The sequence below is a fragment of the Rheinheimera sp. genome (assembly GCF_030824435.1).
Classification (GTDB): Bacteria; Pseudomonadota; Gammaproteobacteria; order Enterobacterales; family Alteromonadaceae; genus Pararheinheimera.
In genome coordinates this window covers 1-13,851 of the sequence record NZ_JAVBXS010000067.1, presented here as the reverse complement: position 1 = coordinate 13,851, position 13,851 = coordinate 1, and the positions used below count along the sequence as shown (strand labels likewise).

The following is a 13,851-nucleotide window of genomic DNA, read 5'->3' as shown; positions in this document are numbered from 1 at the left end:
GCTGGCGCAAAGTGGCAGACCAGGCCCGGTGCTGGTGGATATTCCCAAAGATGTGCAATTAGCGGCAGTTGAATACCAACCGCCGTTGCAGCTGGCTGCTGACAACAGCGCCGCAGCTTTGCCGCAGCAACAGCTGCAACTGGCGCGTGAGCTGATGCAACAGTCCAAAAAACCTATCGCTTATATTGGTGGTGGTGTGCATATGGCCGGTGCTTTGGCTGAACTAAACGACTTTTTAAACCAGACCGGTATGCCAAGCGTGACCACCTTAAAAGCCATGGGATCTGTGGAAAAAAACAACCCGTATTATTTAAGTATGCTGGGTATGCACGGCACCCAGGCCGCCAATTTAGCAGTGCAACAATGTGATTTATTAGTGTGTTTAGGTGCCCGTTTTGATGACCGGGTCACCGGCAACCTGAAAAAATTTGCGCCTGAAGCCAAAGTGATTCATATCGACATAGATCCAGCCGAAATCAACAAGTTACGTTTTGCCGACTGCGCCATGCTGGGCGATCTGAAAGCGTTATTACCTGAAATGGCCGTGGTAACCGCCATCCAGCCATGGCAACAACATTGCCAACAACTGAAGCAACAACACGGCTGGCGTTATGACCATCCGGGTGAACGGATTTACGCGCCTTTGTTGTTAAAACAACTGAGCGAACGTATGCCGGACAACTCAGTGGTGAGTTGTGATGTAGGCCAGCACCAGATGTGGGTGGCGCAGCATATGAGCTTTAACACACCGCGTAACCATTTAAGCAGTGGCGGTTTAGGCACTATGGGTTTTGGTTTGCCAGCGGCCATTGGCGCCAAAATCTCGCGCCCCACCGACACCTCCATAGTGGTGAGCGGTGACGGCTCTTTTATGATGAATGTGCAGGAGCTGGCCACCATCAAACGTTTTCGGTTGCCGGTAAAAATTGTAGTGATCGACAACCAGCGCCTTGGCATGGTGCGTCAGTGGCAACAGCTGTTTTTTGATGGCCGTTACAGCGAAACCGATTTATCCGACAACCCGGATTTTGTTTCTTTGGCTGCCGCTTTTGCCATTCCAGGCCATAGCATCAGCCGCAAAGACGAAGTAGCAGGTGCGCTGGACGCTATGTTCACCTGGCCAGGTCCTTATTTATTGCATATCAAAATTGATGAAACCGACAACGTCTGGCCTTTAGTACCACCAGGCGCCGCCAACCAGGACATGATGACAGCCATGCCATTCACGCAACAAGGCACAGTATCAGCCACACCACCAGCCACACCACAAGGAGCAGCACAATGAGCATGCAACATACTTTAACTATCCAGACCGGTTTAGAAGTAGTGGCGTTAGAACGTTTGCTGCAGGTTACCCGTTACCGTGGTTTTCAGCTCTGTGGTATGGATATGAAACCGCTGGCCGACAACAGTGGTTTGCTGGTGACTTTAAATATTCAAAGTGATAAACCCATCAGCCTGCTGACGGCACAACTGAATAAGTTATACGATGTACAGCAGCTGGAGCTGCATGACGCTACAGCGGCAAATACAGCTTTAAGTGCCTGATTAAAAACAATAACGACCAGCCCCACGATGGGCTGGCGATAATACAACCAAGTGGCCCTGAACCATATACATATATTCTGCTGACGCGCCTTAAACAAACGTCAGCGCCATTTAAAAAAGAATGCAGGAGTAAACCGCATGCCTAAATTACGTTCAGCCACCACCACCGAAGGCCGCAATATGGCGGGCGCCCGCGCTTTATGGCGCGCCACCGGCGTGAAAGACACCGACTTTGGTAAACCCATTATTGCCGTGGTGAACTCTTTTACCCAATTTGTGCCTGGCCATGTGCATTTACGCGATCTCGGTAAATTAGTGGCCGAAGCCATTGAAGCAGCAGGCGGTATCGCCAAAGAATTTAATACCATTGCCATAGATGACGGCATCGCTATGGGTCACGGCGGTATGTTGTACAGCCTGCCGTCACGCGAAATTATTGCCGACTCGGTGGAATATATGGTGAACGGCCACTGCGCCGATGCCATGGTGTGTATTTCCAACTGCGACAAAATCACGCCAGGCATGTTAATGGCCGCTTTGCGCCTCAATATCCCGGCCATTTTTGTTTCAGGCGGGCCTATGGAAGCCGGTAAAACCAAGCTGTCTGATCAAATTATTAAACTCGATTTAGTTGATGCTATGGTGTCAGCCGCCAACCCCAATGTCAGTGACGCAGACAGCGACAAAATTGAAAAAAGCGCCTGTCCGACTTGTGGCTCCTGCTCGGGCATGTTCACCGCTAACTCAATGAATTGTTTAGTAGAAGCTTTGGGTTTAGGCCAGCCAGGCAATGGCTCTATGTTGGCCACCCATAGCGACCGTAAAGCACTGTTTATCAGCGCTGGCGAACGTATTATGGATTTATGCAACCGCTGGTATAAAAACGATGATAAAAGCGCCCTGCCACGTTCTATCGCCAATAAAACCGCTTTTGAAAACGCCATGATGCTGGATATCGCCATGGGCGGCTCCACCAATACAGTGCTGCATTTACTCGCCGCCGCTATTGAAGCCGAAGTGGATTTTGGCATGAACGATATCGACCGTTTATCGCGCATTGTGCCGCATTTATCCAAAGTGGCGCCTTCCACGCAAAAATACCATATGGAAGATGTGCATAGAGCAGGTGGTGTCATTGCTATTCTGGCCGAGTTACAACGCGCCGGTTTAGTCAACCCGGATACGCCTCATGTGGCCGGTTCATCATTAGGTGATGTGTTAAACCGTTTTGACATTATGACCACGCAAGACGAAGCGGTAAAAGAATTCTACCGTGCAGGCCCGGCCGGCATCCGCACTACTCAGGCCTTTTCGCAAAGCTGCCGTTACCCAACTTTGGACGACGACCGCGCTGAAGGTTGTATCAGAAGCAAAGAAAACGCTTATTCACAAGATGGCGGTTTGGCCGTGTTGTACGGCAACTTAGCGCCAAACGGCTGTATTGTTAAAACCGCTGGTGTTGATAAAGATAACCTGGTGTTTAACGGCGTCGCCCGTATTTTTGAAAGTCAGGACGAATCCGTTGCAGCTATTCTGGCAGGCAAAGTAGTTGCCGGTGATGTGGTGATTATTCGCTACGAAGGGCCAAAAGGCGGCCCTGGTATGCAGGAAATGTTGTATCCAACCAGTTATTTAAAGTCGATGGGTTTGGGTAAAGCTTGTGCGCTGATCACCGATGGTCGTTTTTCTGGCGGCACTTCTGGCTTGTCGATTGGCCACGTGTCACCAGAAGCGGCCAGCGGCGGCGCCATAGCGCTGGTGCAGGAAGGCGATGGTATTGATATCGATATTCCTAACCGCTTGATTCAAATCCGCATCAGCGACGCTGAATTACAAAGCCGACGTGAGGCGATGGAGGCCAAAGGCAAACTGGCGTGGAAACCTGTTGATCGGGTACGTGTGGTCAGCCCGGCATTAAAAGCTTACGCCATGCTGGCAAGCAGCGCCGATAAAGGCGCAGTGCGGGATTTGAGTAAGCTGGAAGAGTTATGAGTCAGGCAGCATTAAAAACTGTAGCGCCAGTGACAACAGGGGCGCCGCTGGCGGAAACAGCGGCTGAGGCTGTGGTGAACGCCGGGCGCGCTGCGGCGACTGCTGAATCAGTCGCTGGGCAGGCCGATACGCCAGCCAGCAGCCGCAATCCGGCTTATCCAACAAGCGCGTTAAGCGAAAGTGAAGCGCAGGCGCTACAACAGCACTATTTACGCGAAATTTTATTGTCGCCTGTGTATCAGGCGGCGGTAGAAACGCCGCTGCAAGCCATGCCAAAACTGGCGCAGCGCCTTGGCCATCATGTGTTTTTAAAGCGCGAAGACCACCAGCCGGTGTATTCCTTTAAGCTGCGGGGTGCTTTTCATAAACTGCATAAAGTAGCGCAGCAAAACCCAAGCGCCCAGGTGGTATGCGCATCGGCTGGCAACCATGCCCAGGGTGTGGCGATGTCGGCCAGCAAGCTGGGTCTCAATGCCACTATTGTGATGCCTATTACCACGCCGGAAATTAAAGTGGCGGCGGTAAAAGCCCGTGGTGGTCATGTGATGTTGCACGGCACGGCTTTTGACGAAGCCAACCGTTTTGCCATTGAACTGGCGGCCACTCAGGGCGCTGTCTACATTCCGCCTTTTGATGACGCCGATGTGATTGCAGGCCAGGGCACAGTCGCCAAAGAACTCCTCACCCAACACAATAAGCTTGATGCGGTTTTTATTCCGGTCGGTGGTGGTGGTTTGCTGGCGGGCATGGCGGTGTATATCAAAGCAGTATTGCCGAATGTGCGGGTGATTGGTGTAGAACCGGATGACGCTAACTGTTTAGAAGTAGCGATGCTCAACGGCGCGCCTGTGACTTTGCCGCGGGTTGGCTTATTTGCCGATGGTGTGGCGGTAAAACGTATCGGCACGGAAAACTTTAAGTTAGCGCAGCTGTATTGTGACGATGTGGTCACGGTTTCCAGCGACGAAATTTGTGCGGCCATTAAAGATATTTTTGAAGACTTACGTGCCGTGGCAGAACCCGCCGGTGCTTTGGCTTTAGCGGGCTTAAAAAAATACGCCGCTAAGGCCGACCATAGCCAAAACTTTGCTGCTGTGCTTTCCGGCGCGAATCTCAATTTTGATACTTTGCGTTATGTGTCAGAACGTTGTGAGCTGGGCGAGAAAAAAGAAGCGGTATTTGCCGTAACCATTCCGGAAGAAAAAGGCAGTTTCCGCCGTTTCTGCGAAACCCTGGGCGGCCGGGCTATTACCGAGTTTAACTACCGTTATGCTTCGGACAACAAAGCGCATATTTTTGTGGGTATAAAGCTTCGTAGCGGTGCGGAAGAGCTGCAACAGGTCAATCAGGCGTTATCGGCTGCGGGCTACGACTATCAGGATTTATCCGACGACGAACTGGCCAAACTACACGTGCGTTATATGGTGGGCGGCATGCCACCGCGTTTAGTGAACGAGCAGCTGTATCAGTTTAACTTCCCGGAATACCCCGGCGCTTTAATGAATTTCCTCAATACCTTAGGCGAAAAATGGAATATCACTTTATTCCACTACCGCAACCATGGCGCTGCCACTGGTGATGTTTTGGCGGGTTTTGAAATTGCCGACCCATCCGAGATTGAAGGGCATTTGGATGCGTTGGGTTATCCTTATCAGCTGGTGACGGGCAATAAGTCTTATAAGACGTTTTTAACTGCCCAGTGATGACACGGTGATTAGCCAATAATGGCGAAATTACGGCAAAGCTGTTGATGTAGTGATTAAAAAGCGCAACTAGGGTTGCGCTTTTTTGTGTCTGTTTGGCGATTTGAGTTTGTTAAAACGCGGAATCTTAAAGCGTGTGCAGAGGGGCTGTTGTTGGTGAGGTTTTAGCCACTGTTGGCACTAAAGCGCGACTATGGCGAACCCAACAACCGGCAACAACTGCGTTCGCCCGTTCGCGCCTCCCGCGCTCACTTTTGAATGCTCACTCCGTTGCTGCTGGTAGTTGTCTATATTCAGCTATTCGGGTAGGCATAGTTCACTACCTATCCCTGAAGTTCATGCAGAATGCTAAGCTAATGTAAGTTTGAACCTGTTGTGTTCAGTATTATAAGAGACAATTTCTGCGTTAATCCAATCGCCAACTTCTAGTGTATTTATTAAACTTGGTTGAGAGATATCTGATTTGTGTATCATTCCAGTTCCATCTATACCAAACTCAACAAAAATTCCATATTTTTGAATCGATACTATTTGAGCTTCTACATGACTACCTTTAGGATAAATAGAGTTTAGTCTTTCAAAAGAATTTAGAGATTCATCGCTGCTAGCAATTTTACTTACATATTCAAATATTTCTGGAATTTTATTGACTGAGTATGTAAAGCTTTGTTCGACCGTTCTTGAAGTTCCTAGTGAGTACTCTTCATTATATTTATAAAGGTATTCTGTCAGTATTTTTGCATTTAATATTGCCGTTTGTTTGCTGTCTGATTTGAATGTCCCGGCTCCAATGATGTTATCTCTAATTTCTGAAGCTGGTTTGTTTTCTCGAAATAGAGTGTCTTCGGATACTACAGATAGATAGTTAATGTTTTTCAAAAGTTCCAAATGAATAAAGCCAGAAGCAGAGATGCATACTAAGTCTTCTTTTTGTATATCTCTATTATGTGATTCTGAGTTTATGCAACCACTCTCCGCTAATGTAGATATTTCTTCATAAGATCTTGTATATGAGTGCCCTAACATTTGAAGTGTTTTAAGAATTTCAGATACTTTGTGAAATCCTTTTGTTCTATTCGGTCCGTATTCTCTGAATTTCTGGCTTAGCAATTCAAGTATTGATATCCTTATGAAGGGATCTGGAAGTTCATCGCTGTCATATGAGCTAAATAAATTCTGAATATGAGAATCTTTGTCGCTATAGTATTTTTTGTTTCCTTTTAAGAGGATTTTTGAAATTAAATGTTGAGGAATTTTAGTTTCCCCTTGTGATTGTCTAATTTTTAGTATTTCTTCTTCATTTATATGTCCGCTTTTGCAAAAGTCTAAAACCATTTCTAAACCCTTGCGAATGTTCCTGCCTGCTATCCCTATTATTATTCTTCTGAAAAATTTGTCCTGAAACAAGGTTGTTATTACTGACCTGATATATACGTCAACTTCTTTATATTTACATTTGACCCTAGTGCCATTTCCCAAGAAATAATAGAAGTCATCGCTTCTATCACTAATTTCTTTGGACAGATAATTAAGTCTTGAGTAAATTACTTTATCAAGTAACGGTGGGTCTATCCTGAATACCAAATCTTTGATTACTGTGTCTAAAGGTGGTTGGTCTTTAAACCTGTCATATGTAGAATCACGAAGCGGTAAGAATACTATACATTCGAATTCTTTTTTAAGCCAGTTAGCCACCTCAAACATAAGAAGCTGGTCGTCACTGTTACCTTTGTCACAATTGTCTAGTATTATTATTGTGCTTTTCCGTTGGTATTTCTCGAGGTAGTGTATGAATGAGGATAGTGTTATGCTGCTATCCTTTTGTAAGGAAGTAAGCTCCTGAAATATTATTTCATTGTACTTTTCTTGGTTATCCTTAAATAGGGATGCTCTCCCTTTTTTTAATTTTTCAATTTGTCTGTCATATATTTTGTATAGATTATCAATTTCATCGAAATCGGTATCTTCGTTGTTTTGTATTATTTTTTCAACTGTTTTCTCACTGACCCATTTGTATATCATATCTCGCTGAAGCGGTGCTTCATTTAGGTTTATATTTACCCACTCTATAGATTCTTTCATATCCTTCGGAAGGGCGAGAACCCTTAAATAGTCTGTAAAAGTGGACTTTCCAGACCCAACGCTACCAATCAATAAGCAAACTTCATGCTTCAACTTTTGGTGTTTTGCAAGTTTCTCTATTATTTCAATTGGTTTTTTAGTGTCATTTATTTTAGTCGAAACTTTTTCGAAAGTTGGTATTGATGCCCGAACAATTTTTTCAATTGGTGCAACATGAGACATTTTTCTTTTAGATGTTACATAAGCGTTTTGTACTATTTCAGTTCTTTGCTTTGTAGTAACTGGATTAAAAAGATGCCTGTATTCTACTGATATGTTAGACCCGAAAGAGTTTTCTCCGACAGTTTCGTTTATTACCGTATTTCCACCTAGCATGTGTTTTGGTTTGAAGTATCTTGATGATTTTCTAACTCTCTTTAGTATTTTTTTGCATTTTTCAATAAGTGAATTTTTTGAAATTGAACTCTGTATTGAAACATATATTTGTGTTGTTGGATTAATTTCTTTCCTTAGGATTTTTGTTGTTGGTTCTGAAATGTCCCAATTTCCAATATGCAATTCTACTCCGTCGGTAACTATTACTGTTTCACAGGGGTTTATATCTGAAGGATAAGATGCATTTATTTCACTCGCATACAACCTAGCTTCTCTAAAAGCGTCTCCTAATTCACCTGGCGCTTTTGCCTCTATTATAGCGACAGGAAGTCCTTCAATTATTATTACATAATCTGGGTAATATATTTTTTGACTGTTGCCTTTGTCGATTTTTAACTTTCTAATATTTATTTTAGTTTGTATGTCTTCATCGCTGTAGCCAAGGCCCAGTGGTAGTGGTGTTGTAAATAATGGATATATAAATTTTTGTTCTACGTCACTTTCAGTGGATATGATTATGTTGTTGAATTCTATAGTCATTTATTTTCTCTTGGTGATTTTTATATTATTTTTTAAGTTAAATAATGTTCATATCATCAGGTCAAATCTTGCCTTTTACCACTCCACAAAACCCATCAGTGACTTTGACCAACTCTTTAAAAAATCGAACTGCTTTATCCAGATCTTCTCGTTTTACTAAATGTGGTTTTTTCGGGTCGTCGCTAGCGCAGGCGTTGTGCACCGCATCGCCGCGTTTATTTAGCCACATATTTAGTTGTCGGCGAGCATCTGTAGGTTCTGTGTTCTGCCAGCGCCACTGCTCGGTGATGTCGTATTGCAGAAATTCCAGCGAGAGTTGTTTTACTTTTTCCGGTGCTGGGTTATGTAGCTTTTTAATTTCAATATCGATTTTTTTCTGAATAAAATCGCCAGCAAAACTGCCTTTAATGCCGCAGATTTTTTTGGTGAGTTGTTCCAGTAAAAACGCTTCGATATAACTTTCCCAGGCCGTGAGGGTCATCACCAGAGCGGCGCGTTTTAATACTTCGTTTTGCTGACGAGCTTCTTGATTAGGCAACTGATCAAAAATGCTGATTAACTTTTCAGCATCAGCAATTGCGGTTTGAAATAATTGGTAAGACTGTGATGCCATAAAATCCCTGCTGGTCATTACACGTGAAAAACAGAAGACATTTAGCGGGAGAATTTAAGGTGGGAACACCAAAAACCTAAACTGCCAAACTTCCTTTTCCGGCAACTGTGTTGCTGCTGCAACTTGTTTATCAGCAAACTAAAACACGGCCAGCAAAACGGCAAGCTCTTTTTCGGGACACTGTGGTTTTATTCTTTGCTACTGCAACATCACAGAACAGCCGTCTTTTAGCCGGGTTGCGGTTTGTGTTGTTAAATCAGCTGAGCGGTTTGTTGATGCTCTTGTATATTGTGCAGAAGGTACATCATGAATGTAAAAAGTCAGGGGCAAGTAAAATCTGCTGTTTTAACAGCAAACACCAGCCCCTCAGATAAAATGCCCGGGATCACAATCTGTCGGCAACAGCTTGTTAAGCAAGGGTTTTTTAAGCTAAAGCCTGATGAATTTGTGCCGACTCAATAATATGAGTGCCAGGCTTGGCACTGAGGCCGGCGCTGAGCATTGTATGCGCCACCTTCGCCACTGAGATAGCGCGCCATTTCAGCGGAATTAGCCTGCCCAGGCAGCGGTTTAGCCACAGGCCGAATTCTTCGCCTGTGCGGGAATCAGCTCTGATGGCGCCATCTAATAACGAAGGGCGCACTATGGTCAGAGCGTCAAAGCCCAGAGCCATCACATCCCGCTCTGTCGCCCCTTTTGTTTTGAGATAGAGACCGGGGCCATCTACAGCTGCGCCAAGGGTCGAGTTTAATACAAAGGTTTTAGTGCCGGCGGCATGGCTAAGTTCGGCAAGCCGTAAAATATAGTCGTGATCCACCCGATAAAATGCGCTGGCTGAGCCCGCTTGCTTCAGTGTTGTGCCCAGAGCGCAAAAGGCGATATCTGCTTTCCACCAGCTGGCATCAACCGGCAGTGCTTCAAAATCAATCATTGGGTTTGTTAACTTTGGATGTGCTGGTAACGGCCGTCTGGTGGGGGCTACCACCCTGGCCACATCCTTGTGTTGCAGTGCCTGTGCCAGTAACTGGCTGCCAACAGCACCTGTGGCGCCGAAGATCAGTAAGGTTTTCATGGTTTTGCCTTGTTGATACCAATTTAAATCAGTGTAACGAAAATCAGCATCTGAAGCTGCAGTTTGTGGCGGCGCTGATTGTTTTGGGTGGTTGGCGCTGTTTTTATCTCTGCTTTTATTTTCCTTTGTGGTTGCTCAGTGGCTGAGTTCAGGTTTGGAGTTGGCGGCAAATTGTTCCGAACTGTGGTGGCCGCTGTTATGGCTGCGCTGCACAGAATGTCATATTTAGTAACAGTTAATCCCCGGCTTGTGCTTGTAAAACCCACACCCGCCCATAAATAACCCACAAAGAAAATTTCTTTATTACTCAGGATTATCAAATGCTTAAACAACTACTCGCCAGCGCTGGTATTGGCGCTTGTAAAATTGATACCCAACTGCAAAGCAACCAGTGTGTGCCTGGGGGTAGCCTGAAAGGCTCTATTCAAATTCAGGGTGGGGCTGTGGCGCAGCAAATTCATGGTTTTGATTTGGCGTTAATGACGCGGGTGAAAGTAAAAACTGATAACGGCGAGCATTATCAGAATTTTTGTTTGCAACGTTTTCATTTGAGCGATGCCATGTTGGTTGAGGCTGGTGCGCGCCATCAGTTGCCGTTTGAATTGCGCTTAACAGCTGAGCTGCCGGTTACCCAATTGCCAGGTTATAGTGTTGGCAAAGTGTGGCTGGCCAGTGAAGCCAATATTGAGATGGCGCTGGACCCAACGGATACCGATTTATTGCAGGTTGCAGCCACACCACTGATGCTCAACTGCATAGACGCTATGCTGGCTTTGGGTTATCAGCTGCAAAAAGTGGATGTAGAAAAAGGCTATTTGCAAGTTCCTGGTAAACGCAGCTCTGTGGGTTGTTATCAGGAATTTGAGTTCCGGCCGCGGCAGTGGTTGTCGGGCATTAAAGAAGTGGAATTGTCGTTTTTACCGGACGGCAACAATATGTTGCTGGTGGTGGAAGTCGACCGTAGTTTCCGTGGTGACAGTTACCGTACTGTGCGTTTGTCGCCACAAAGTTCAAGCGCTGAAGTACAACAAGCACTGCGCACTGTGCTTGGCTGATAAGTGTGCGGCGCGCTCGCGCCATTAACCTTGCCGCTGGCAATAGCTTTGCCAGCGAAAACCCTTACAGCTACCTATACCGACGTGGTAAAAGATGGCCCTGGCTACTTTATTTTCTGCCAGCTATTCAGCTCAGTAAAACCAGATAAAAAAATACTAATTTGGTTCAGGCTGGGTATAACTTCTTGTCATTAAATTTATGTAGCTTGTTGTGTTTCCCTCCATTCTTTGCTGAATAACTTGCTGAAACAGTTTAATGAAAACTTCGCTGAAAAGGACACTTAAATGAAAGGTACATTCCACAAATTCCACACTTTGGCATTTTTACTGCCTTTGGTTGTTTTAGCCGGTTGTAGCACAACTGAGTCGTCGCGCATTATTGAAGCACCCAAAGTAAACGCCAGTTACCAGCCGTACCAGGGGCAAAAAAGCAAACTGGTTGTTGGTAAATTTCAAAACCGCTCTAATTTTCAAAATGGCATTTTTAACGCAGAAACCGATCAGCTGGGTTCACAAGCCAAAACCATTTTGCTGACCCACTTACAACAAACCAATCGTTTTTTGGTGATGGACAGAGCCAATATGGCCGAGTTATCTCAAGAAGCCCAGTTTGCCGGTGCCAAACAAAATGTGATAGGCGCTAAATATGTGGTGACTGGTGATGTGACTGAATTTGGCCGTAAACAAACCGGCGACAAACAATTGTTTGGTTTGCTTGGTAAAGGCAAAGAGCAAGTGGCTTATGCCAAAGTTGCGTTAAATATTGTGGATGTAGAAACTTCAGCTGTGGTTTTCTCTGCCATGGGTGCCGGTGAATTTAGCCTGGAAAATCGTGAAGTGGTTGGTTTTGGTGGCACCGCCAGTTATGACGCTACCTTAAACGGCAAAGTGTTAGATTTAGCCATGCGCGAAGCAGTGAATAACCTGGTGAAAGGCATCGAAACTAACCAATGGCAACCACAATGAAAGCCAGTGTGATAAAGCTTAAATTTTTAGCGGCTGCCGTGGCTGTGGCAGCACTGAGCGGCTGTCAAACTACCCGGCCGCTTTATCATTACGGCTCTTATCAGGACAATGTTTATACCCACTTTAACAACGAAGATGCTTCGCAGGTGCAGGAAATTGCAGCGCTGGAAAAAACCATCCTGGAGAGTGCGGCAAAAAATCTGCAAGTGGGTCCGGGCCTGCACGCCCACTTAGGTTATTTGTATATTGAAAGTGGTCAAATGGATAAGGGCATAGTGTATTTGCAAAAAGAAAAAGCACTTTATCCGGAGTCGACACAATTTATCGACTTTTTACTGAAAAATGCAAAAGCGGGTAAATCATGAAAAAGATGCAATTATTTGCTGCTTTAGTGCTGAGCATGATTTTAGCCGGTTGTGCCAGCAGCCAAACCCCAATGGATTACACAGCGTTTAAAAAGAGTCAGCCAAAATCCATTCTGGTATTGCCACCCATCAACCACAGCACCGAGGTTATTGCACCTTATGGCGTGTTGGCGAATGTGACAGTACCACTGGCGGAAGCTGGTTATTATGTGTTTCCGGTAGCCTTGGTTGACGAAACCTTTAAAAACAACGGCCTGACGGTGGCCGAAGATATTCACGCTGTGCCGGCAAAAAAGCTGAATGAAATTTTTGGTGCTGACGCTGTGATGTATATCGAAGTGCAGCAATATGGCACCTCTTACGCTGTGCTTTCCAGTGACACAGTGGTGGTGGTGCAGGCGAAACTTGCTGACAGCAAAACCAACGAAATTTTATGGCAAGGCAGCGCCCGCGCCGCCAGTAGTGAACAAAACAATGGCAGCGGCGGTGGCGTTATTGGTTTGTTGGTTGAAGCGGCAGTCACGCAGATTATGGAAACTGCTTTGGATGCCAGCTTTCAGGTTGCCGCCACCGCTTCAGGCCGTTTGTTATCGCCGCAGGCGCCTAATGGTTTGTTATATGGCCCGCGTTCGCCCAAATACGGCAAAGACAAAACACCTGAATAAAGGCTTGGCAATACAACCGGGCTAAAAAAAGGCCGGAACTGTGCTTCCGGCCGTCTTTTTGGTTTTAGTTAAAGTTGTCAAAACTAAAAATTTGTTCCACCGGCACCTGAAAATACCGCGCCAGTTGCAGCGCAATCACCACTGAAGGGGTAAAGCGGCTGGTTTCAACAGTGCTGATGGTTTTGCGTGACACACCTATCGCATCGGCCAGTTGCTGCTGCGACAGCCCCCTGACAGCGCGCAGCCCGGCAATTCTGTTATATAAAGTTTGTTCTTCCATCACTGGCCTACCAGTGTTGTTTCATCCTGCTCATCCAGCGCAGTACGTAAATTCAGATAAAAAGCCAGAGTGCCAACAAAAACTGTCAATAAAGGTACCAACTGAGGCGGCAGCATGGCAGTTTTGCCGAGCTCCAGTACCAGCTCTGTCAGGGCATAACCGGCAAATGCGGTTAGCATGGCTAACTGAAATGCCATTGTGGTGGCGCGTTGAAAACGGCTGCGCAGGTATTCGTCCTGAAAATCACCATTTATTTCTTTTATTTTCCAGCCATAAGACATCATTTTGGGCTGGTGCCGTATTTGATATAAAAAATAAAACACCGACAAGATAACGCCCACGCCAAAAACATCAGCCAGCGCTTTGTTTTCCAGCCAGCTCAAACTGATACTCCTCAGTAGCTCAAAGCCTGTTAACAAGGCGACAAAAGCTGCCCCGGTAATGCCCGATTTCACGCAATTTTCCTGATCTTCGATAGTCCATTTTGTCATCATTTGTTTTCCTTCTGTTTAGGAGTGTTGATACCTTCGGGTATCAATATGGAACCTTAAGGTATCATTGTCAAGCTTTTTTGATACCGTAAGGTTACATTTTT

At 45.7% G+C, this 13,851-nt stretch carries 13 protein-coding genes; 8 read left to right on the top strand and 5 right to left on the bottom strand.

Going from position 1 to position 13,851, the window contains the following annotated elements:
* From RCH83_RS13250 to ilvA, 4 genes are all read left to right on the top strand, one after another.
* On the top strand, positions 1-1,285 hold a 1,285-nt coding region (locus tag RCH83_RS13250), incomplete at its 5' end, for a thiamine pyrophosphate-dependent enzyme (RefSeq protein ID WP_373689772.1).
* A complete protein-coding gene (ilvM, locus tag RCH83_RS13245) occupies positions 1,282-1,548 on the top strand; it encodes an acetolactate synthase 2 small subunit (RefSeq protein ID WP_306522870.1) in 267 nt (88 codons plus the stop codon). The genes RCH83_RS13250 and ilvM, both read left to right, overlap by 4 nt.
* Before the next feature lie 138 nt (positions 1,549-1,686).
* Positions 1,687-3,540: a dihydroxy-acid dehydratase gene (gene ilvD / locus RCH83_RS13240; protein ID WP_306522868.1), complete on the top strand. Its 1,854-nt coding sequence runs from the start codon at positions 1,687-1,689 to the stop codon at positions 3,538-3,540.
* The gene (gene ilvA / locus RCH83_RS13235; protein ID WP_306522866.1) at positions 3,537-5,243 is read left to right on the top strand and encodes a threonine ammonia-lyase, biosynthetic; all 1,707 of its coding nucleotides are present in this window, start codon (positions 3,537-3,539) and stop codon (positions 5,241-5,243) included. Before ilvD ends, ilvA begins: the two co-directional genes overlap by 4 nt.
* A gap of 348 nt (positions 5,244-5,591) precedes the next feature.
* On the opposite strand, the gene RCH83_RS13230 is transcribed toward ilvA, so the two are convergent.
* The 3 genes from RCH83_RS13230 to RCH83_RS13220 form a co-directional block, all read right to left on the bottom strand.
* Complete coding sequence (locus tag RCH83_RS13230) at positions 5,592-8,240, bottom strand: type I restriction endonuclease (RefSeq protein WP_306522864.1); 2,649 nt, start codon at positions 8,238-8,240, stop codon at positions 5,592-5,594.
* Between the two features lie 61 nt (positions 8,241-8,301).
* The gene (locus tag RCH83_RS13225; protein ID WP_306522862.1) at positions 8,302-8,853 is read right to left on the bottom strand and encodes a HEPN domain-containing protein; all 552 of its coding nucleotides are present in this window, start codon (positions 8,851-8,853) and stop codon (positions 8,302-8,304) included.
* A gap of 424 nt (positions 8,854-9,277) precedes the next feature.
* Positions 9,278-9,925, bottom strand: coding sequence for an NAD(P)H-binding protein (locus RCH83_RS13220; RefSeq protein ID WP_306522860.1), 648 nt, complete (start codon positions 9,923-9,925; stop codon positions 9,278-9,280).
* A 320-nt stretch (positions 9,926-10,245) separates the two neighbouring features.
* Between RCH83_RS13220 and RCH83_RS13215 the strand changes: the two genes are divergently transcribed.
* From RCH83_RS13215 to RCH83_RS13200, 4 genes are all read left to right on the top strand, one after another.
* A complete protein-coding gene (locus tag RCH83_RS13215) occupies positions 10,246-10,980 on the top strand; it encodes a sporulation protein (protein WP_306522858.1) in 735 nt (244 codons plus the stop codon).
* Positions 10,981-11,265: 285 nt separating this feature from the next.
* The gene (locus tag RCH83_RS13210) at positions 11,266-11,946 is read left to right on the top strand and encodes a CsgG/HfaB family protein (protein WP_306522856.1); all 681 of its coding nucleotides are present in this window, start codon (positions 11,266-11,268) and stop codon (positions 11,944-11,946) included.
* Positions 11,931-12,311: a DUF4810 domain-containing protein gene (locus RCH83_RS13205; RefSeq protein ID WP_306522854.1), complete on the top strand. Its 381-nt coding sequence runs from the start codon at positions 11,931-11,933 to the stop codon at positions 12,309-12,311. The genes RCH83_RS13210 and RCH83_RS13205 overlap by 16 nt, the downstream gene beginning before the upstream one ends.
* The gene (locus RCH83_RS13200) at positions 12,308-12,976 is read left to right on the top strand and encodes a DUF799 domain-containing protein (RefSeq protein ID WP_306522852.1); all 669 of its coding nucleotides are present in this window, start codon (positions 12,308-12,310) and stop codon (positions 12,974-12,976) included. Before RCH83_RS13205 ends, RCH83_RS13200 begins: the two co-directional genes overlap by 4 nt.
* Positions 12,977-13,040: 64 nt before the next feature.
* Here the strand turns inward: RCH83_RS13200 and RCH83_RS13195 are convergent, their stop codons facing one another.
* The gene (locus RCH83_RS13195) at positions 13,041-13,256 is read right to left on the bottom strand and encodes a helix-turn-helix transcriptional regulator (protein ID WP_306522850.1); all 216 of its coding nucleotides are present in this window, start codon (positions 13,254-13,256) and stop codon (positions 13,041-13,043) included.
* On the bottom strand, positions 13,256-13,747 hold the full coding sequence (locus tag RCH83_RS13190; protein ID WP_306522848.1) for a hypothetical protein: 492 nt from the start codon (positions 13,745-13,747) through the stop codon (positions 13,256-13,258). The genes RCH83_RS13195 and RCH83_RS13190 overlap by 1 nt, the downstream gene beginning before the upstream one ends.
* Between the last annotated feature and the right edge of the window lie 104 nt (positions 13,748-13,851).